The following is a 19304-nucleotide window of genomic DNA, read 5'->3' as shown; positions in this document are numbered from 1 at the left end:
GTGGCAGGATGGAAACCATGACGACCAGCACCGCCGGAGACTCACCCCGGTGGGCCGCCGACTTCTGGCTCGACCCGGCCTGCCCGCTCACCCGCGTCACGGCACGATGGCTCGTGACGGTCGCGGACGAGATCCCGCTCGACATTCGCTGGCGGGTGATGAGCCTGTCGATTCTCAACGAGGGCAAGGACGTCGACCCCGAGGGCGACGAGGACGGGTTCCTGTGGATTCCGGCCCGCATCGCCGCCGCCGTGCAGACCGGGCACGGCCACGCCGCGCTCGGCGAGTTCCACACCGCGTTGTGGACCGATCCCGACGGGACCGACCGGGAATGGTTCGGCGACATCGCCGACGCCCTTCGCCGCTGCGACCTCCCGGAAAGCCTTGTGGAGTCCGGTTTCTCCACCGGATACGACGCCGAACTGCGGGCCTCCCACGAGGAGGGCGTCAGCCGGATTCAAGCCGAGGTGGGCACGCCCATCCTGTCGATCACGACGCCGGAAGGGGCTCGGCACACCGCCTTCGGTCCCGTCATCACGGCAGTACCGGACGGGACCGGTGCGCTCGACCTGTGGCACGCGACGCTCAGGCTCGCCGCGCTGCCGGAATTTCGCGAGCTCAAGATCGGCCGCTGAGAGTCCGTTGTGGACATACCGTCACCGCCGGGCGCGCTTCTCGTCGTCCAGCCAGGTGTCGAATGAGGTCGGCGCGATCTCCGCGCCGGGCGCGGGAAGAAGTACGTCCCCGGCCATCGTGACGTCGAAGATTCCGGTGTGCCAGGTCGGCACCAGTGTGATGGACCGGCCGCGCGCCGCGTAGGTGCGCCGTGCCATGTCCACCAGGTCCTGTGTACCGGGACCCGCGACGTCGGCATGCCGTCCCTGGGGCGCGCCGGTGGCGACCCTGGCCAGAATTGCGGCGACGTCGACTGGAGCGATCGGCTGCACCAGCAATGGCGCGATCCGCGCGACGCCATCGGCCTCGGTCCACGACGCGACCATCGCCGCGAAGTCGTGGAACTGGGTCGCGGGAACGATCGTGCAGGGAACGCCGCCCGAGGCGACCTCGGCCTCCTGAGCGCGTTTGCCCGCGTAGTGCGCGTTCCCGCCGACGTTGCCGACACCGGCGATCGACAGCACCACGTGGTGCCTTACCCCGGCTTCGCGTTCCGCGGCAAGCAGGTTCCGTGTCGTCGTGGTGAAGAACCCGACGGTTTCGGCCTCGTCGGTCGCGGTGCTGTTGGTCGTGTCGATCACCGCCTCCGCGCCGTCGAGCGCGGAGCGGAGGCCTGTTCCCTCACGCACGTCGATGCCATGACTTCTGCTGACCGGCACGACGTCGTGTCCCGCCGCGACGAGGGCTTCGGTGGTGAGCGCTCCGATCCGTCCGGTGGCTCCGATGACCGCGACTCGCATGACAGCTCCTCTGCTCCCGCGCTATTGCCGACTTAACGGATCCACAATAGCAGCTATATGCTGAGGGTATGAAGCTGCCCGAGAGCACCGAATGGGCCCTGCACTGCACCACCGCGCTCGCGCAACTCGGCGGCGAGCCCGTCAGCACGAGCCAGCTCGCCGAACACTTCGGTCTTCCGGTGCCCTATCTGGCCAAGCAGCTCGCTCACCTGGTCAAGGCAGGGGTGCTCTCGGGAACGACGGGACCCCGGGGCGGTTTCCGGCTCGCGCTGCCCGCCACGCGGATCACCGTCCTCGACATCGTCGAGGCCATCGACGGGCGCGGCGATCCCTATCAGTGCAGGGAGATCCGGCAGCAGGGACGCGGAGCGGTACCCGCGGCCGACTGCCTGGAACCCTGCGTGCTGGCCACGACGATGCGCGCGGCGCACGAGGCATGGCGGGCGAGTCTGGCGGCGGTCACCGTCGCGGAACTCGTCGGCACGCTTCCACCGGAGATTCCCCAGCGAACCCGCCGGTTGCTGTCGCGCGGCGGCGGGGAATGACAGGCGAGGCGGGGGTGGCCACATCGGTGGCCACCCCCGCCTTCGCTGTCGGTGCGGTTAGTTTTCCAGCACTTCCGGATTCGCCTCGGCTGCCGCGGTGCGGGTGTCCGTGCCGCTGCTGCCGATGCTGGGACCCCGTGGTGGGATGGTGTCGTAGACGGCGGGATCGAGGTGATCCACCTGACCGCTGGCGAGCGAGGACAGCATCCCTTCCAATCCGATGTAGACGGTCCTGGTCAGCTGGGCGCGGTACTTCTGGCCCAGCGTCTGGGTCTGGCCGCGTACCTCGAACAGCACCGCGCCGCTGCCGTTGAGCGCGAAGGAACCGAGGCCGGTTCCCGGCAGGTTGGTGTCCTGGGGATACAGGGTGATGTTGCCGAACAGCGGGTTGCCGTTGGCCCTTCCCTGCAACGCGTTGTAGATCGCGACGTTGAGCCGCTTGGAGTAGTCGAGGTCGTAGTCCTCGGCGTACTGCTCGTATCCCGGCATCGTGGCCGGGTCGTCGACGAACTTGCCGGAGATGGACATGGTCACGAACCGGCTCGGGTCGTCCGGCATCACATAGCAGGCGCCCTGGTGGTGCAGGTCGACGTAGGTGTCGACCTTGCCGAACTCGGCGACCAGTCCCTTGTACACGTCGCGGACCGTGCGCGATTCCGGCGTGATGTACCAGCCGGTGTCCGCGGAGGAACCGGGGAAGTCCTCGGCCTTGGGCTCATAGGACAGATCGGGGTTGTAGTCCCTGTTGACGTCGAATCCGGGTAGTTGCGAGTAATCGTCGCCCTGCCGGGGTTCGGTGTAGTAGTTCCACGCCGGTTCGCTTCCGCGTAGCTGCGGGAACCTGGCGGTCACCTCGTCCCACGTCATGTCGTTGCCACGCCGGTCGAGTTCGGCGCCGTCGGGGTTCATCTTCGGGACGGCCACGATCGTCAGCTCGGAGCGCCACCGCTTCGCCTTCGCGGTGTCACTGGTTCCGACCCAGTCGAGCAGCTGGAGGATCGCGTCGGTGCCGGTCTTCTCGTTGCCGTGGATCTCGCTGGTGATCAGCACGGCCTTGGGGCCGGTCCCGACGCGGGCCGACCAGACTTCCTTACCCCTGTTGCTTCTGCCTACCTCGGTCACGTCGACGGCGCCGTCGCTGACCCGCTCGATGCGGGCGAGTTCGACGCCGAGTTCGCGGTGGTCGGTGAACTCGTGAACGGGCAGGTCCCGTGGCTCGTCACTGCATTGCTCCGTGGCGGGGGCCGCTTGCGGGGCGGGCTGAGCCACGGCCGGGGTGGTCGCGGCCACCAGTGCGAGCACGCTCGCCCCGGTGACGACGGCCAGCCACGAACGTCGTGGTGCGGGCACGGCAACTCCTCGGACTCTGCGAAGAACCCGTGCCGTGGCACGGGTTTCTGGCTGTGGTGTCGAGGTGGCGCCACCGTGATCGTTAGTTATAGCGGCTAACTAGTTCGGTGAAAAGTCCCCAGCGCCGAATCCGGCCGAATTCCACGTGCCCGGCCCACAACGTCCGGCGTTGCGCGCGGAACCGGAACGCCTCACCGTGCCCACAGGATCTGCTCCGCGGCGGTGAGCCGGTTTCCCCAGCGCTGCGGGGTCAGTACCCGGCACAGCAGGCGCCGTGCGGCGATCAGCGCGCTCATCAGCACTCTGGGGTCGGGCTGGGCGAGCCCCTCCTGGATCGTGTCGAGCACGTCGGGGGAGACGGCGCGCAATGCCGGCGCGGCGGCCGTGAGCGCGCTGCGGAGCCTGCCCAGCTCTTCGACGACGTCCGTGGAGCCCATGACGGCGCACATCGTGCCCGCGAGCTGATCGTAGAGCTCGCGTAGCGCGGGGGTGTTCTCCGCGTCGCCGGCCGTACCGCGGCGGATGGCCTGATCCCCGGCTTCGGCGACACCGGACAACATGGCCTCCCTGGTTGACGCGGAACTGATCGGCACCCAGCTTGTCTAACGGTTGCCAGGCGCGGTTCACACCGCAAATTGCAAACTACCACCTGATTGTGTGACCACGAGAACCCCGACGTCCAGGCCATGTTCGCATTGGAATCGGGTTCATGTCTTGCAAATTGCTGATTGGCTGACGGGCGGTGGCGGGTTCACCGCCGCGCCCAGTGCACGGATCGCGCTGGCCCGAAACGCCGTGACCGAGGGCGCGCCGGGCACCAGCGACAACGCGCCGTGGTACATCCCCGGCACGACCTCCAGCAGGCAGTCCACCCCGGCCTCACCGAGCCGGTGGGCGTAGTCGACGTCTTCGTCGTGGAAGAGATCGAGATCGCCGACCCCGATCCACGCCGGTGCGAGACCGCCGAGATCCGCGCGCCTCGCGGGAACCGCGTAGGGGCGGGTCTCCCCAGCCGAAAGCGGGTGGCCGAGGTAGGAGCTCCAGCCGAACCGGTTGGCCGAGGGGGACCAGACCAAGGTGGGCTCACGCGCGGCGTCGAGCGCGGTCCGGTCGTCGAGCATCGGATAGACCAGCAACTGGAAGCACGGCGAAAGATCGCCCTCGTCGTGTGCTCGCTGGGCAAGCGCCGCGGCGAGGCCGCCACCCGCGCTTTCACCTCCGACGGCGACCCGCTCCGGGTCGATACCCAGCTCGCCCGCGTGGCGGCGCGACCACCGGAGCACGGTGACGGCGTCGTCGAGCCCTTCGGGGAAGGGGTGTTCGGGAGCGAGGCGGTAGTCGACGCTCACGACGAGGATTCCCAGTTCCGCCGCGAACCGGCCGCACAGCGTGTGGTCGCTGACCGGAGATCCCATGACGTAGCCCCCGCCGTGCAACCAGAGCAGCGCGCCGGAGGGGCGAGTCCGGTCGGCCGGTTCGTAGACGTGGATACCTGTGCCGCTTTCCGCGCCGTCGCCGGTGTCTCGCCGGGACACGCTCACCCCGGGAACCAGCGGCGTCGCCGGTGCCGGAGCCAGCCGCAGCAGTCGCAGCAGGGTGCGTGACCTCAGTTCGAAGGGTAGCCACAACAACGCGGGGCCTCGCAGGTCCGGTGCCACGGCGGCGAGGCGTTGTCGCGTGCGAGGGATCCGCCCGCCGATGACCGCCGTCGCCGCCGCAAGACCCAGTAACGTTGCCGCTTTCCGCTTCATCAGGTGAGTCTCGCACCCAAGTCGCCGAGATCCCCGCTCCCGGAAGGAGCGGAGCGGGAACGCCGTCAGAGTGGGCGGGCGTCGGCCGCCCTGACCCACTGGCCGTCCGAGCGCTGATAGAACTGACCCTGCTGCGGGCTGCTCCAGCTCATCGACACGCAGAATTCGCCACCGAAGCGACCGCCGGTCTCGACCATGCGCCCGTTCGGCACCGGGCCCTCGTAGCGAAAGAGCGGCACCAGCGACGAGGTGGTCACGTGGGGCGATTCCCACGGCTGGCACACCACCGGCGCGGCAGCGGGTTGGGTGGCGCGCGAGGATTCGGCCTTCGCCGATCCCGCACCCAGCGAACCGAGATACACCGCCGCGAACGCCACGATCGCGATTTTCGCCAAGTTATTGAAAAACACGCTTACCCGCTTCCGGTTCCGGGGTCCCCACAGTGTTTCCCCACGGTGAGCCCACCGTCGCGCGCGCGGGTGGCAACGCGGTGTCATCCCGGTGACAGCGGCTCGGCGATCCACAGTGGACGCGACGCGGATCAGCCTTGGTCCGGCCACGCCCCGGTGCGCGGGAACCGGCTGAGCGCGGCGGCCGGGGTTGCCAGGTCCCAGCCTTTCGCCATCGTCCACGCGTCGTCGTAGTAGGTGCCGGTGTAGGCATCGGCGGCGTCGGCGGCGACCATCACGACGGAGCCACGCGTCCCGTACTGCCGCATCCTGTGCAGCAGATGGCAGGAACCCCAGAACGCGGCCCCCGTCGAGGGGCCGGCGCGCAGCCCCGCCGTCGCCGCGAGGTGGCGCATGGCTGCGACACTCGCCGCGTCGGGAACCGGGATCACCAGATCGACCACGGCGGGATCGAAAGCCGGTTCCATGCGAGGGCGCCCGATTCCCTCGATTCTGGTCGGCATTCCGGTGGCGTAGTCGGCGCAGCCGGTGGCCCAGCCTGGAAAGTAGGCCGAGTGTTCCGGATCGACCACGGCCACCTTGGTCGGGTAGCCGTGCCGCCGCAGATACCCGCCGACCGCCCGGGAACAGGCGCCGCTGCCGACGCCGACGACGATCCACTCCGGCGGAGTCCCCTCCGGCAGGCCGGCGAGAATCGCGGGGGCGAGGCCGTGATCGCGATCGGCGAGCCGTGCGTCGACGCTGTCGGCGATGGTGCCGAGATGATCGAGATAGTGCCCGCCGGTCTCGCTCGCGAGTTCCGCGGCGCGTTCGTAGACGGCGAGCGGAGGGTCGACCCGGTGCGGAGTGCCGCCGTACTTCTCGATCCTCGCCAGTTTGGCGGCGCCGGTCGTGTGCGGGACGACCGCGGTGAATGGCAGCCCGAGCAGCAGGGCGAAGTAGGCCGACGCGACGGCCATGTTGCCGCTGCTCGCCTCGATGAGCCGGGTCGTGGCGCCGACTTTTCCCGCCTCGATGGCGTCGGCGATGAGGTCGCGGGCGAAGGGATGCTTGAGGCTTCCGGTCGGCTGCGTGGTCTCGTCCTTGACGTAGAGCGAGACCGGCCAGTCGAGGGGGAGCGGGTAGCGGCGCAGCGGGGTGGGGTGCCGCGCGATCCGCTCGGCGCTCAGTGCCGCCAACGCCCGCTCGCGCCAGGAATCACTCACGCCGGATTCAGTCGCTGCCTGACGGAGCTGACGAGAACGCCATGGCCGCCGGGCTCCCGGTGCAGCTTGCCGCGGTTGACCAGATCGTGAACGCCCTGCCGGGTGATGCCGAGCATGGCGGCCGCGACGGTCAGCGGGACGGCCGTCGCCGTGGGATGCCCGAAGCGGCGCGCGACGAGCCTGCCGAACGGGGAGGCCCACCAGGCCGCGGGCGGATCGAAGTCCGTGCCGTGCAGGTAGAGCGCCGAGACGATTCTCGACATCGTGTCCTCGGCGAGTCGTTCGTCCGCGCCGGTCACCTGCGCCGCCCACATCTCAGCGTCGGCCGACAGCCGGTTTCGCAGCGCGGTGACCTCCGCTGACGGGCCTTCGCGGCCGAGCAACGTGTCGAGCGGGTCGAGCAACGCCGTCGCCGCGTCCTCGGTCAGCTGTCTCGCGATCGCGGTGTGCGTCGCCGTCGACGTGCCGGGTTCGGGCAGGGCGCGTGTGTTCACCGGTATCCGCCTCTCGTGCCGGGTCACCGGCGAGCCTAGCAGGCTACTTGACAGGATGTGTCAAGTAGCCTGCCGGTCTCTCCGCGAACGGGTCAGGCCACGAGTGCCTTTTCCGGTTCCTTCGTGACCGAGGGCTTGCGTACCAGTAGCGAGATGAGCACGGCGATCGTGCCGATGCCACCCGCGACGAGGAACGCGGCCCGCAGACCGCCGGCGTCGGGAGCACCCGCTCCCGGCGCGCTGCCGAGCGCGGCGACCGACACGAACACCGCCGTGCCGATGGCACCGGCCACCTGTTGCAGGGTCGCGAGGATGGCGCTGCCGTGGGAGTAGAGCTGATCGGGCAGCGAGCCCAGCGCCTCGGTCATCAGCGGCGTCATCATCAGGCCGAGTCCCGCCATCAGCAGGATGTGGATCGCGATGGCGGCCGCCAGCGGTGAGCCGGGGCCCAGCAGGGTGAACAGCCACAGCGCCGTCGCCATCGCGATCGCGCCGGGAACGACGAGCGGGCGTGCCCCATAGCGGTCGAACAGCGAACCGACAGGGCGGCCGAGCAGTCCGAGAATCAGACCTCCCGGCAGCACGGCGAGCCCGCTGACGAACGTGCCGGTGTCGAGCACGGTTTGCAGGTACAGCGGCAGCATGATCGACGCGACACCCAGCAGGCACATGAACAGCAGCGCCGTCAGGCTCAATGCCACCGTGAAGCTGCGGTGCGTGAACGGCCGCAGGTCCAGCAGGGCCCTGTCGCCGCGTTGCAGGCGAAGCTGCCGCCAGACGAAGACGGCGAGCGCGGCAGCGCCGCCCACGATGGGAGCCCATGGCGGGACGAGGTGCTCACCGCCGCCTCCCTCGCCGATCGAGGCGAGGCCGTAGAGCAGCCCGCCGAATCCGAGGGCCGAGAGCAGCACCGAGACCACGTCGAGCGGTACCGACCTGGTCTTGCTGTCCAGCCGCAGCCAGGTCGCGCCGATGAACAGGGCGGCGATGGCGAGCGGGAGCACGATCCAGAACATCCACCGCCAGCCCAGTCCCGACAGCACGGCGCCGCCGATGGTGGGGCCGAGCGCGGGCGCGACCGCGATGACGATGGTGATCGTGCCCATCGTGGCGCCGCGCCGCTCCTGCGGCACGAGCCGCATCACCGTGGTCATCAGCAGCGGCAGCATCACCGCGGTGCCGCAGGCCTGGATGACGCGCCCCACCAGGAGTACCGCGAATCCGGGGGCGATGGCGCTCACGAACGTGCCGACGCTGAACAGGGTGAGCGAGACGATGAAGACCTGCCGGGGGGTGAAGCGTTCGAGCAGGAATCCGGTCGTCGGGATGACCACGGCCATCGTCAGCAGGAACCCACTGGTCAGCCACTGCACGGTGGTGGTGGAGACACCCAGGTCGACGGTCAGGTCGCGCAGGGCGACGCTGAGGATCGTCTCGTTCAGAATCATGACGAAGGCCGAGGCCACCAGCACGCCGATGAGCATGCCCGCTCGCGCGGGCGCGGGTCTGGGGTCGGAGGCCGCGGGCGTCGCGCTCGCGGTGTCGATCATGGAAAACTACCTCACAGGGGCGGAATCGGAGTGCGGGCCGGGCTCGGCAAGGCCGCCTCCGGCATCGCGCGCTGGCGCTGCCTGCTGATGTGTTGGCACCAGAAGTGGAAGGCCGATCCTTGCCGACGTGTGTCGGCGCCGACTGCGGTGGCGGCGGGATGGCCACAATGCAGCCACCTTGATCAGTGTAGTCGGGGGAACCGACAGTTTCTCGCGATTATTCGCGGCGCCGGGTGCTTCGAAGCGCGGAAACGCCAGGCCCGATGGCCGTGTCCTCGCCGAGTCCGGTGTGGACGGACCGGCGCGCGCGGAGGTCAGCCGGTGACCGGTGCCAGCCACAGCCCGACGAGCGCGTCGGTGAGCCCGTTCGCCGCTTCCGCCCAGCTGTTCCTCGGCGTCGCGGTGCCCTCGGCCAGGGCGCGCTCCCGCTCGGCGATCCCGTGCACCATGAGCTGGCGTGCCATGTCCCGCCGTTCGAGCTGAACCCGGGGCGGCAGCCCGGAAACGCACGCGTCGAGTTCGGTCACCGCGCGCATCGTCGAGGGGGAGTTGAACGATTCCTCCCGCAGGATCCGCCGGTGGGCGGGGTCGGTCGCCACCTGGGCGCCGAACCGGCCGAACCAGGTCGGGGTGCCGAGTCCGGCGAGGTGCGTTGCCGGGGGTACGACGAGGCAGGCGATCCAGTCCCGCGCGTCGGTGGAGCCGGCCGCATCGGCGACCATGGCCTCGCGCACGACGTCGATCCGTTCGTCGTGCTTGCGCAGGATCGCGCGGATCAGGTCGGCCTTGGTGGCGAAGTGGTAGCTGACCGCGGTCGTATTGCCCTGGCCCGCGGCAGCCCCGATCTGGCGGTTGGACACGGAGTTGACTCCGTGCTCGGCGAACAGCCGCTCGGCGGTGGCCACGATGAGGTCTCTGGTGGCGTGTGCCCTTCCCGTCTGTTCCTTTTCCGGTGTTTTGTGGGGCGTGGCCGCCATGGCTGTCACCGCCTCCCGTCCCTCGTCCGCTCGGTACCGCATCATCCTCGAACATCCTCACGGTTTCGGATGTCCGGTTCTCCTGGTGTTTCTCCGCACATCCTGCCCGGTTCGGCGCCCCGGCCTTTCCGGAGGCCAACCTCGTCCTGCTATGTTAAGTCAATCAGTTGACTTAATGTATCGGCTCTGGCGAAAGAAACAGGAGTCCCCCTTCATGACCCATGCCGTCGACGGCGTGCCGGAGCCGCCCAAGGTGCGGCCGGGCGCCGTGGTGGCGGTGCTGGCCTCAGGCGGCATCGTCGTCTCGCTCATGCAGACACTGGTCATCCCGCTGGTACCCAAACTGCCCTCGCTGCTGGGAGCGACACCGGCCGACACCTCGTGGGCAATCACCGCGACGCTGCTCGCCGCCGCGGTGGCCACCCCGACCGTCGGCAGGCTCGGCGACATGTACGGCAAGCGGCGCATGCTGCTGTTCAGCCTTCTGATGCTGATCGCGGGATCGGTGCTGTGCGCGATGTCGGACACCCTCGCTCCCATGGTGGCGGGCAGGACGTTGCAGGGCCTCGCCGCCGGAGTCATCCCGCTCGGCATCAGCATCATGAGGGACGAACTGCCGCCCGAACGACTCGGTGGGGCGACCGCGCTGATGAGCGCGTCCCTCGGCGTCGGAGGAGCGCTCGGCCTTCCCGCCGCGGCGTTCATCGCCGAGAAAGCCGACTGGCACATGCTGTTCTGGGGATCGGCGGGGCTGGGCGCCATCGCGGCCGCTCTCGTGCTCGGTGTCGTTCCCGAGTCGAAGGTGCGCACCGGCGGCAGGTTCGACTTCCCGGGAGCGCTGGGCCTTTCGATCGCGCTGTTGTGCTTGTTGCTCGCCATTTCCAAAGGCGCGGACTGGGGCTGGGGAAGCGAGCTGACACTCGGACTGCTGGGCGGCGCCGTCGTCGTGCTGCTCGTCTGGGGATGGTGGGAGCTGCGGACCCGGCAGCCGCTCGTGGATCTGCGCACCACCGCGCGCAGGCAGGTGCTGCTGACCAACATCGCCTCCATCGTCTTCGGCTTCGCGATGTTCGCGATGTCGCTGGTGCTGCCACAGTTGTTGCAGGCGCCCGAGGCGACCGGATACGGCATGGGGCAGACGATCCTCGCCGCGGGACTGGTCATGGCACCCAACGGCCTCGTCATGATGGCCATGGCGCCGGTCTCGGCGAGGATCTCGCGCACCATGGGCCCGAAGGTCACGCTGATGACCGGCGCCGTCGTGGTCGCGGCAGGCTACGCGCTGACCCTCGTGCTGATGTCGGAGATCTGGCAGCTCGTGATCGCCTCCAGCATCATCGGCGCCGGGATCGGCCTTGCCTACGGCGCCATGCCCGCGCTGGTGATGGGAGCCGTTCCGGTGTCGGAGACCGCGGCGGCCAACAGTCTCAACACACTCATGCGCTCGATCGGCACGTCGGTGTCGAGCGCGGTCGCCGGGGTCATCCTCGCCAGCATGACCATGACGGTCGGCGGAACCGCCGTGCCCTCGCGGGACGGTTTCCAGGTCGTGCTCGTGATCGCGGCCGTTGCTTCGCTCGCCGCGCTCGTCGTCGCGTCGTTCTTGCCAGGAAGGAAGAAACCCGCCCCGGCCGAGGTGGAGCAGGAACCCGCTCCGGCGGGCTCGCTCACCGGCACGATGCGGGGAACCGGCGGCGGCGGGATCGACGGCGGCGTGGTCACCGTGACCGGGCCGGACGGCAGGCAGATCAGCAGGACCCGGTCCGGCGCCGACGGCGGGTTCGCCGTCACCGGGCTTCGGTCCGGCAGCTACACGGTGGTCGCCACCGCGAAGGGATTCGAACCGGAGGCGGCGTCGATCGCGCTCAACGGCTCCGGTGTGGCAAGGGACTTCACGCTCACCGCGACCGGCCGCATCCACGGCAGGGTCACCGCACCCGACGGCACCGGGCTCGCGAGCGCGACCGTGACGGTCACCGGCGCGCACGGCGAACAGGTTTCCAGCGTCGTCACCGGTTCCGACGGCCGCTACGAACTGCGGGGCCTTCCCTCCGGCGAGTACACCGTCGTCACCAGCCTGTACGCGCCGTCGGTGCGGCAGGTCAGCCTCACCGGCGAAGGACAGGTCACCGTGGACCTCGACCTGACGGGGACGGCGCCCGCGTAGCGCGCTCTCTCGTGTGGTGACATGACGGCCGTGACGAGTGTGACGGCAGCCAAGCCGATGGTCATCGGCGTCGACATCGGGACATCGAGTACCAAAGGCGTGCTCGTCGACCGCGACAGCGGCGCCGTGGTGCGCACCGCGGTGCGCGAGCACACCGTGTCCCGCCCTCGGCCGGGACACGTCGAGATGGATCCGCGGGTGTGGTGGGCCGAGTTCACCGGCATCACTGCCGAACTCCTGCGAACCGGCGGGTCGAACGGAGCCGTCGGGGCGGTCGGCGTCAGCGGGATGGGTCCCTGCGTCGCGCTGACCGGAGGGGGCGAGCCCGGCACGGAAGAACCGTTACGGCCCGCGATCCTCTACGGCGTCGACACCCGCGCCACCGCGCAGATCGCCGCGCTCGGCGAGGAACTGGGTGAGCGGGCCGTGCTCGACCGGTGCGGCTCGCTGCTGTCCACCCAGGCCGTGGGTCCGAAGCTCGCCTGGGTCGCCGAGCACGAACCGGACATCGCCGCGAGGGCGAAACGTTTGTACCTTCCCAGTTCCTGGCTAGTATCCCGGCTCACCGGCGAATACGTGCTCGACCATCACTCGGCGAGCCAGTCGGTGCCGCTGTACGACTCGCGGGAACTCGAATGGTACGAACCGTGGGCCCAGCGGGTCGCGCCGTGGCTCGACCTGCCGCCGTTGCGCTGGCCCGGCGACGTCGCGGGAACCGTGACCGCCACGGCGGCGAGGGAAACCGGACTCGCCGCGGGAACCCCGGTGATCACCGGCACCATCGACGCGTGGTCGGAGGCGGTGAGCGTCGGCGCGCAGCGCCAGGGCGACCTGATGATCATGTACGGCACGACCATGTTCCTCATCGCCACGACCGAGCGCAGGCTGACGATGCCGAGCCTGTGGAGCACCGTCGGCGCCTACGAGGGAACCCGCAACCTCGCGGGCGGAATGGCGACCTCCGGAGCGGTGACCGAATGGCTGCGTGGCCTCTTCGGCGGCCCGGCCCACGCCGAACTGCTCGCCGAGGCGAGCCGGTCGGGACCGGGGGCTGGCGGGTTGCTGATGCTGCCGTACTTCGCGGGCGAGCGCACGCCGATCGCGGATCCTCTCGCACGCGGAGTCATCGCCGGGCTGACCCTCGAACACACGCGAGGCGACCTGTACCGGGCCGCGCTGGAGGCGACCGCGCACGGGGTGCGGCACAACATCGCGGCGATGCGGGACGCCGACGCGCGGCTGGAGCGGATCGTCGCCGTCGGTGGCGGAACCCAGGGCGGGCTGTGGACCCAGATCGTCAGCGACGTCACCGGAATCGAGCAGGAAATCCCCTCGGTGACCATCGGGGCCTGCTACGGCGCGGCGCTGCTCGCGGCGGGCGCGATCGGCGCGCCCGACGTCGCGCTGTGGAACCCGGTGCGCGAGATCCGCGTCCCCGATTCCGCTCTGCGCGAGCGCTACGACGAACTTCATCGCGGTTACCTCGATCTCTATCCCGCGACGAAACCGGTCGTGCACGGCCTTTCCGCCGGTTGAGTGCCGCGGACCCGCGCGAGTCCCCCGTCCCTGACGCCGAGTTCCGCGCTCAGGCTCGCGAGATCCGCGTTCCGGATGCCGAGGTCTGCGTTCGGGACCGCGAGTTCCGCGTTCCGCACGCCGAGTGTCGCGTTCGCGCGCCAGGTCTCGGAGCGCGGATCTCGGCGACCCGAGCGCGGGTCTCGGTGACCTGAATGCAGATGTCGGTGACCCGAGTGCAGATGTCGGTGACCTGAATGCAGAACTCGGTGACCTGAGCGCGGATCTCGGCGCCTTGGGTGCGGGTGTCGCTGTCCTGGACGGGGGACTCGCGGGTCAGGTCAGGCCCATGGTGGCGACCAGGAGCCGGGCGGCGCTGCCGCCCACCTCGGTCGCGAGGTCGATGGCGGCCGGTACGTCGAGTTCATCGGCCAGCAGCAGCCGCAGCTTCTCGACCACGGCTTCATCCGACTCTCCCGGCCGCCCCGCCGCTCGGTACAGCTTCGCCAGCCGCCCGGCAGCCGCGTCGAGCACCGAAGGGGCGTAGTCCCAGTCGCTGTGCCACGGCCGGTCGATCACGGCCAGTCGCAGCACCGGAGCCGGATGCTCGGCGAGCACATCCCGGACAGCCACGAGGTTTCCCTCCGACTTCGCCATCTTCACGCCGCCGACCCGCACCGTCCCCGCGTGCAGCCACGCCCGCGCGTACGGGGCGGTGCCGGTCAGCGCCTCGGCCATCGCCGCGTGATAGGCGTGGTGCGGGAACCGCAGATCGGCACCGCCCGCGTGGATGTCGACCCCGATCCCGAACACCGACGTCGCCATGGCCACACACCCCGCGTGCCAGCCGGGTCTGCCCCTGCCCCACGGGGAACTCCACGCGGGGTGGCCGGGTTCGGCCGCCTGCCACACCGCGACGTCCAGTGGATGGTCCTTCGCCGGATCGTCCGGTCTTCCGCCGTTGGCCTCGGCGAGCCGCAGCGCCGTTTCCTCGTCCAGCCCCGCCCTGTCCGCGACCCCGGCTCCCCGGAAGTAGACCGACCCCTCGCGCGCGTAGGCGGTTCCCGATTCGACGAGGGCGGCGGCGAGCCTGCGAACCGGGTCGATGAAACCGTGCGCGACCGGAGCGTGATCGGGCGCCCGCACGCCGAGCGCGGCCATGTCGCCCTCGAATTCGAACTGCTCGAAGGAGGCCAGCTGGTCATAGGGCGTGCCCCGGTGTCGCGCGACGTCGTGCAGGACGTCGTCGACGTCGGTGACGTTGCGGCAGACGAGTGGTTCGACGCCGAGCACGCGCAGCACCCGTGCCAGCGTGTCGACCCACAGGAACGTGGCCGCCTGCCCGACGTGGGTCACGTCGTAGGGCGTGACCCCGCACGCGTAGATCCTGGCGCGATCGAGCAACCGCACCCGATGCCCGCCGATACTCACGGCGCTCGCCCCCGCGATCGGCCGCTTCCGTGTCATGGACTCGAACGTCATGCGGCCACGATGCCGCAGCGCGCGGTGGCGCGCGACTCCCTTGACCGGCTGGTTCCGGCACTCGTACAGTCGTGCCGTAAAATAAGTAGCCGTGCCGATACACGGCACGGAAGATCTGGTGCGGGGAGCCCGATGCCGTTCGCCCTGGAACACCTCACCGTGCTCGACCTGACGCAGGTCATGGCCGGTCCCTACTGCTGCCAGCTCCTCGGCGACCTCGGTGCCGACGTCATCAAGGTCGAACCCCTCGGCAGGGGCGACGCGACGCGCCAGGCGACCGGCCACCGGCTTCCCGGCGGGGAGAGCGCCGCCTTCCTCGCGGTCAACCGCAACAAACGCGGCATCGCGCTCGACCTCAAGACCGAGGAGGGCAGAACTGTCTTCCACCGCCTCGCGGCCACCGCCGACGTGGTGGTGGAGAGCTTCCGGCCAGGAGTCGCCGCGAGGCTCGGCGTCGACTACGCGTCACTGCGTGAGCTCAACCCACGACTGGTCTACGCGTCGATTTCCGGGTTCGGGCAGACCGGGCCGTATGCCCAGCGTCCCGGCTACGACCTCATCGCACAGGCGATGTCCGGCATCATGAGCGTCACCGGCGACGCGAACGGCGAGCCGGTGAAATGCGGCGTCCCGGTCGCCGATCTCTCGGCGGGCCTGTTCTGCGTGATCGGCATCCTGAGCGCCTGCCTTTCCCGCGAGGTCACCGGAGTGGGGCAGGCCATCGACACGTCGCTCTACGACGCGGCGCTCGCACTGTCCATTTGGGAGACGTCGGAACTGTGGGCGACGGGGGCGGCCCCTGGGCGGCTCGGCTCGGCCCACCGGGTCAACGCCCCGTATCAGGCGTTGCGCACCCGGGACGGCTATCTGACCATCGGCGCCAACAACGACCGGCTGTGGTCGCGGCTGTGCGAGGTGCTCGGACGTCAGGATCTCCTTGCCGACCAACGGTTTCGCACCAACACCGACAGGGTGGAGCGGCGGGACGAGCTGGCCGCCGAACTGTCGGTCACCTTGCGGCGCAAGGACACCGGTGTCTGGGTCGACGAGCTGCTGGATGCCGGGGTGCCGGCCGGTCCCATCCGGGACTACGCCGAGTCCTGCGCCGATCCGCACACGCTGGCCCGCGAGATGGTGCTGGAACTGGAGCACCCGAGGGAGGGAACGGTGCGCTCGCTTGGCATTCCGGTCAAGCTCGGCGCGACCCCTGGCAGCGTGCGCAGGGTCGCGCCCGCGCTGGGCGAACACACCGACGAAGTCCTTGCCGCCGCCGGCTGTTCGGCGGAGGAGATCGAAGCGCTGCGCTCCACCGGAGCGGTGGGCTGAGACCCGGTTACCCGAGGCGAAGAACGAGGGAAGGACGGCCATGACCGACGAGCTGCTGACCGAGTTCACGGGATCCCGCGCCGTGGCCACGTTCAACCGGCCGAGCGCCCGCAACGCGATGACCTGGGCCATGTACGACGGACTCGTCGACTTCTGCGAACGCGTCGACGCCGACGAGAACGTCAGGGTGGCGGTATTGCGTGGTGCCGGTGGAAAGGCGTTCGTCGCGGGCACCGACATCGCGCAGTTCAGCGAATTCCGGGGCGCGCGGGACGGACTGGCCTACGAGCGCAGGATCGAGAGCGTCCTCGCCAGGCTGGAACGCGTGCGGGTACCGGTCATCGCGGCGATCGAGGGCTACGCGACAGGGGGAGGACTCGCCATCGCGGCTGCCTGCGATCTCAGGGTGTGCACCGAGGACGCGAAGTTCGGCATTCCGATCGCACGCACCGTCGGCAACTGTCTTTCGATGGCGACCTACGCCCGCCTCGTACACCTCGTCGGCGCGGGAAGGGCGAGTACTTTGTTGCTGACGGCGGGATTCACCGGCGCGCGCGAGGCGCTCGGCTGCGGGCTGGTGTCCGAAGTGGTCGAACCGGACCGGCTCACCGGCAGGGTGGGGGAGCTGGCCGATCAGCTCGCCGGTCAGGCCCCGCTCACGATGCTGGCGAGCAAGACCGCGATCCGCAGGCTGCGGGAGCACGACCTTCCCGACGGCGACGACCTGGTGGAAATGTGTTACGGCAGCGCGGATTTCGCGGAGGGAGTGGCCGCTTTCGTCGGCAAACGAGCGCCCCGGTGGCGGGGCCGGTGAGTTCCCGTGCCCACGATCGGAACGCGGGCGGCGACGTCCCTGGGGCCGTCACCGCGGCCCGTGGTCTTCGTCGCCATCGGCGGGCCGCCGGTAGCCGAGGGTCGCGCTGATGCGGTTGGCCGCCTCGATCACCAGCGCGCCATAGGTTTGCCGCTGTTGTTCGGTCATCCTGCTGCCAGGGGCGGACACCGAGATGCTGGCGATCGGAGCGCCCTCGTGGTCGAAGATCGCGGCGGCGACAGCCGCGATGTCGGTGCGCCATTCACCGACGTTCGAGGCGTAGCCGAGCGCGCGCACGCTGTCCAGTTCGGCGAAGAAGTCGTCCCATTCGACGATGGTGTTGTCGGTGTAGCGCTCCAGCGTGTCGCCGATGATCGCCGTCACTTCGTCCTTGCCGAGTTGCGCGAGCATCGCCTTGCCGTTGGAGGAGCCGTGCAGCGGGACGGCGCTGCCCAGCGGGATCACGGCGCGGATGGGGTGGGTCGTCTCGACGCGCTCGATGAGCACGGCGTGATCGCCCTCGCGCACCATGAGGTGCGAGGTCTCGCCGGTTTCCCTGCGCAGTTCCTGCATGATCGCCGCGGCGGCGTCGCGGACGCCGAGGTCGGCGATGGCCCGCTGTCCGATGTGCAGCGCGCGGGTGGTGAGCACCCAGCGGGTGATCTCCGCGCCGTCGGGGCAGATCCAGCCCGCCGTCCACAGTGTCCTGAGCGCGCGCTGAACGGTGCTCTTGGGAAGACGCAGTCTTCGCGCCAGCTCGCCGACTCCGGCCGGCTGGGTGTAGGCGACCTCTTCGAGAACCCGGAAAGCGGACAGTACGGTGCGCATGCCCTCGCTCATTCTCGCAGTCTAGCCGGGCAACGGGGGGCCGGTGCCCGCCGACACCGGCAGCGATGTCGACGGGCACGCGGCAGGTCACAACCAGCCGGGAATCACGAAGATCAGGCAGGCCGCGACCGGAGCCACGACGATCATGCTCATGCCCCAGATCATGAGCTTCCGGAACACGGTGTCGCGTACCTGTTCCGGCGCGCTGGCGACGACGAGCGCGCCGCTGGTGGAAAACGGGGACGAGTCGACGACCGACGACGACAGCGCCAGTGCGATGATCATGCCGACGGCGCCGACCTGCCCGGTGAGCAGGAACGGGACGGCAAGCGGGATGAGTGCGCCGAGAATGCCGGTCGTGGAGGCGAATGCCGACACCGCAGCGCCGATGAGGCAGATCACGAACGCGGCCAGCAGCGGCACCCCGATACCCGCGACGCTGTCGCCGAGGAATTCGATGGTGCCGACCCGTTCCATCAGGCCCACGTAGGTCACCACGCCGCAGATCAGCAACACGGTCGGCCAGGCGACCTCGGCCACGCAGCCCTTGGTGTCCCGCGGCGACAGCAGGCAGATGACGGTCGCGATGCTCAGCGCGAGCAGGCCGACATCGAATTCGAGAGCCAGCGCGCCCACCGCGAGCACGATGAGGCCCGCCAGTGTGATGACGCGTTGCGGGTTGAGCGTGCTCACCTCGGTGCTGCTGGTCGTGCGTTGCTTCGTCGAGGTGGCCGTGCCGCCGGACGGGCCGGAAACCGGGCCGCCGGATACGTCCTCGTCGTCGCTGTCGGAGGGCGCGCCTGGCTCGGTGGAGATCCTGCGCCGCAGGAGTTGCTTGCCGCCGAAGAGAAAGAACACCACGACGCTGAGTACGGCGTTGAACAGGAACGAGCTGATCCACAGCAGCGCCGGGTTTCCGGGAAGTCCGCTGCGCTCGACGACGCCATTGGTGATGCTGCCGAAAATACTGATCGGCGAGAAGCCGCCCGCGCTCGCGCCGTTGATGATCAGCAGCCCCATGAGCATCGGGTTGATGCGGTAGCGGGTGGCGAAGTTCAGCCCGATCGGCGCCATGATGGCCACCGCGCCGGGGACGACGGCACCCACCATCGTCAGCAGGCTCGTGACGAGGAACATCACCCACGGAATGAGGGCGATTCTCCCGCGCACGGCACGAACACCGGCCTGGATGAGCCAATCGACGGTGCCGTTTGCCTTGGCGATGGCGAACAGCAGTGTCACGCCGACCAAGACGACGAAGAGGTCACCGGGGAATCCGGAGAACAAATCGTCCACGGATTCATCGAATATGAAGGTTCCGATCAGAAAGGTGCCGAGAAAGGCAACCGCTCCCATGTTCACCGAGCGCAGGGTCGCGAGGAGAAAAATGAGAACCAGGCCGATGATCGAATATATCTGGATGGACATCGAAGCTCCTGGAGGCAGACGTTGGCTCGCGGGCGCAGAAAATCCAT

At 69.4% G+C, this 19304-nt stretch carries 18 protein-coding genes and 1 pseudogene; 7 read left to right on the top strand and 12 right to left on the bottom strand.

Features of this window, described 5'->3' with window-relative positions; genetic code table 11:
- The first annotated feature begins 17 nt into the window (after positions 1-17).
- The gene (locus BAY61_RS17795; RefSeq protein WP_091808693.1) at positions 18-635 is read left to right on the top strand and encodes a mycothiol-dependent nitroreductase Rv2466c family protein; all 618 of its coding nucleotides are present in this window, start codon (positions 18-20) and stop codon (positions 633-635) included.
- A 21-nt stretch (positions 636-656) separates the two neighbouring features.
- Here the strand turns inward: BAY61_RS17795 and BAY61_RS17790 are convergent, their stop codons facing one another.
- The gene (locus BAY61_RS17790) at positions 657-1415 is read right to left on the bottom strand and encodes an SDR family oxidoreductase (RefSeq protein ID WP_091808691.1); all 759 of its coding nucleotides are present in this window, start codon (positions 1413-1415) and stop codon (positions 657-659) included.
- Between the two features lie 68 nt (positions 1416-1483).
- On the opposite strand from BAY61_RS17790, the gene BAY61_RS17785 reads away from it, so the two are divergent.
- The gene (locus BAY61_RS17785) at positions 1484-1960 is read left to right on the top strand and encodes an RrF2 family transcriptional regulator (protein ID WP_091808689.1); all 477 of its coding nucleotides are present in this window, start codon (positions 1484-1486) and stop codon (positions 1958-1960) included.
- Positions 1961-2017: 57 nt separating this feature from the next.
- On the opposite strand, the gene BAY61_RS17780 is transcribed toward BAY61_RS17785, so the two are convergent.
- The 8 genes from BAY61_RS17780 to BAY61_RS17745 all read right to left on the bottom strand — a co-directional run bounded on the left by BAY61_RS17780 (position 2018) and on the right by BAY61_RS17745 (position 9697).
- Positions 2018-3310 carry a M14 family zinc carboxypeptidase gene (locus tag BAY61_RS17780; RefSeq protein ID WP_091808687.1) on the bottom strand — a complete coding sequence of 431 codons (1293 nt, stop codon included), beginning with the start codon at positions 3308-3310 and terminating at the stop codon, positions 2018-2020.
- Positions 3311-3501: 191 nt separating this feature from the next.
- Positions 3502-3903: a hypothetical protein gene (locus tag BAY61_RS17775; RefSeq protein ID WP_143021421.1), complete on the bottom strand. Its 402-nt coding sequence runs from the start codon at positions 3901-3903 to the stop codon at positions 3502-3504.
- A 114-nt stretch (positions 3904-4017) separates the two neighbouring features.
- Positions 4018-5061 (bottom strand): alpha/beta hydrolase, encoded by a 1044-nt coding sequence (locus tag BAY61_RS17770; RefSeq protein WP_091808683.1) that lies wholly within the window; start codon positions 5059-5061, stop codon positions 4018-4020.
- 65 nt (positions 5062-5126) lie between these two features.
- Entirely contained in the window at positions 5127-5438 is a 312-nt protein-coding gene (locus BAY61_RS17765; RefSeq protein WP_143021420.1) for a hypothetical protein, read from the bottom strand.
- Between the two features lie 164 nt (positions 5439-5602).
- The gene (locus BAY61_RS17760; protein ID WP_091808679.1) at positions 5603-6676 is read right to left on the bottom strand and encodes a PLP-dependent cysteine synthase family protein; all 1074 of its coding nucleotides are present in this window, start codon (positions 6674-6676) and stop codon (positions 5603-5605) included.
- On the bottom strand, positions 6673-7170 hold the full coding sequence (locus BAY61_RS17755) for a hypothetical protein (protein ID WP_211323618.1): 498 nt from the start codon (positions 7168-7170) through the stop codon (positions 6673-6675). Before BAY61_RS17755 ends, BAY61_RS17760 begins: the two co-directional genes overlap by 4 nt.
- Before the next feature lie 92 nt (positions 7171-7262).
- The gene (locus BAY61_RS17750; RefSeq protein WP_091808678.1) at positions 7263-8720 is read right to left on the bottom strand and encodes a DHA2 family efflux MFS transporter permease subunit; all 1458 of its coding nucleotides are present in this window, start codon (positions 8718-8720) and stop codon (positions 7263-7265) included.
- A 314-nt stretch (positions 8721-9034) separates the two neighbouring features.
- Positions 9035-9697 (bottom strand): TetR/AcrR family transcriptional regulator, encoded by a 663-nt coding sequence (locus BAY61_RS17745; RefSeq protein WP_091808999.1) that lies wholly within the window; start codon positions 9695-9697, stop codon positions 9035-9037.
- A gap of 214 nt (positions 9698-9911) precedes the next feature.
- Between BAY61_RS17745 and BAY61_RS17740 the strand changes: the two are divergent.
- The 3 genes and pseudogenes from BAY61_RS17740 to BAY61_RS17735 form a co-directional block, all read left to right on the top strand.
- Positions 9912-11585, top strand: a pseudogene (locus BAY61_RS17740) (MFS transporter); the annotation flags it as partial.
- On the top strand, positions 11577-11864 hold the full coding sequence (locus BAY61_RS34015; protein WP_420848849.1) for a carboxypeptidase-like regulatory domain-containing protein: 288 nt from the start codon (positions 11577-11579) through the stop codon (positions 11862-11864). The pseudogene BAY61_RS17740 and the gene BAY61_RS34015, both read left to right, overlap by 9 nt.
- A 21-nt stretch (positions 11865-11885) precedes the next feature.
- Complete coding sequence (locus tag BAY61_RS17735; protein ID WP_211323617.1) at positions 11886-13400, top strand: FGGY-family carbohydrate kinase; 1515 nt, start codon at positions 11886-11888, stop codon at positions 13398-13400.
- A gap of 315 nt (positions 13401-13715) precedes the next feature.
- On the opposite strand, the gene BAY61_RS17730 is transcribed toward BAY61_RS17735, so the two are convergent.
- Positions 13716-14861 carry a class I tRNA ligase family protein gene (locus BAY61_RS17730; protein WP_091808674.1) on the bottom strand — a complete coding sequence of 382 codons (1146 nt, stop codon included), beginning with the start codon at positions 14859-14861 and terminating at the stop codon, positions 13716-13718.
- Positions 14862-14993: 132 nt separating this feature from the next.
- Here BAY61_RS17730 and BAY61_RS17725 point away from each other — a divergent pair, with 132 nt between their 5' ends.
- Together BAY61_RS17725 and BAY61_RS17720 are read left to right on the top strand one after the other, a co-directional pair.
- Positions 14994-16187: a CaiB/BaiF CoA transferase family protein gene (locus BAY61_RS17725; protein WP_091808673.1), complete on the top strand. Its 1194-nt coding sequence runs from the start codon at positions 14994-14996 to the stop codon at positions 16185-16187.
- Between the two features lie 40 nt (positions 16188-16227).
- Positions 16228-17001 (top strand): enoyl-CoA hydratase/isomerase family protein, encoded by a 774-nt coding sequence (locus BAY61_RS17720; RefSeq protein WP_091808671.1) that lies wholly within the window; start codon positions 16228-16230, stop codon positions 16999-17001.
- 48 nt (positions 17002-17049) lie between these two features.
- Here the strand turns inward: BAY61_RS17720 and BAY61_RS17715 are convergent, their stop codons facing one another.
- Positions 17050-17841, bottom strand: coding sequence for an IclR family transcriptional regulator (locus tag BAY61_RS17715; RefSeq protein WP_211323616.1), 792 nt, complete (start codon positions 17839-17841; stop codon positions 17050-17052).
- A 75-nt stretch (positions 17842-17916) separates the two neighbouring features.
- Complete coding sequence (locus BAY61_RS17710; RefSeq protein ID WP_091808668.1) at positions 17917-19257, bottom strand: SLC13 family permease; 1341 nt, start codon at positions 19255-19257, stop codon at positions 17917-17919.
- Positions 19258-19304: the final 47 nt, after the last annotated feature.

Source organism: Prauserella marina (assembly GCF_002240355.1).
GTDB lineage: Bacteria > Actinomycetota > Actinomycetes > Mycobacteriales > Pseudonocardiaceae > Prauserella_A > Prauserella_A marina.
The sequence above is the reverse complement of the archived record's forward strand: the minus strand, read 5'-3'. Positions and strand labels throughout refer to the sequence as shown.

What these genes read in the sequence shown, in the direction of transcription:
- BAY61_RS17725 (WP_091808673.1), top strand. Translation starts at nt 14,994, where the DNA reads ATGCCGTTCGCCCTGGAACACCTCACCGTGCTCGACCTGACGCAGGTC.
- BAY61_RS17790 (WP_091808691.1), bottom strand. Translation starts at nt 1,415, where the DNA reads ATGCGAGTCGCGGTCATCGGAGCCACCGGACGGATCGGAGCGCTCACC.
- BAY61_RS17785 (WP_091808689.1), top strand. Translation starts at nt 1,484, where the DNA reads ATGAAGCTGCCCGAGAGCACCGAATGGGCCCTGCACTGCACCACCGCG.
- BAY61_RS17745 (WP_091808999.1), bottom strand. Translation starts at nt 9,697, where the DNA reads ATGGCGGCCACGCCCCACAAAACACCGGAAAAGGAACAGACGGGAAGG.
- BAY61_RS17770 (WP_091808683.1), bottom strand. Translation starts at nt 5,061, where the DNA reads ATGAAGCGGAAAGCGGCAACGTTACTGGGTCTTGCGGCGGCGACGGCG.
- BAY61_RS17735 (WP_211323617.1), top strand. Translation starts at nt 11,886, where the DNA reads ATGACGGCCGTGACGAGTGTGACGGCAGCCAAGCCGATGGTCATCGGC.
- BAY61_RS17795 (WP_091808693.1), top strand. Translation starts at nt 18, where the DNA reads ATGACGACCAGCACCGCCGGAGACTCACCCCGGTGGGCCGCCGACTTC.
- BAY61_RS17730 (WP_091808674.1), bottom strand. Translation starts at nt 14,861, where the DNA reads ATGACGTTCGAGTCCATGACACGGAAGCGGCCGATCGCGGGGGCGAGC.
- BAY61_RS17715 (WP_211323616.1), bottom strand. Translation starts at nt 17,841, where the DNA reads ATGAGCGAGGGCATGCGCACCGTACTGTCCGCTTTCCGGGTTCTCGAA.
- BAY61_RS17750 (WP_091808678.1), bottom strand. Translation starts at nt 8,720, where the DNA reads ATGATCGACACCGCGAGCGCGACGCCCGCGGCCTCCGACCCCAGACCC.
- BAY61_RS17720 (WP_091808671.1), top strand. Translation starts at nt 16,228, where the DNA reads ATGACCGACGAGCTGCTGACCGAGTTCACGGGATCCCGCGCCGTGGCC.
- BAY61_RS17710 (WP_091808668.1), bottom strand. Translation starts at nt 19,257, where the DNA reads ATGTCCATCCAGATATATTCGATCATCGGCCTGGTTCTCATTTTTCTC.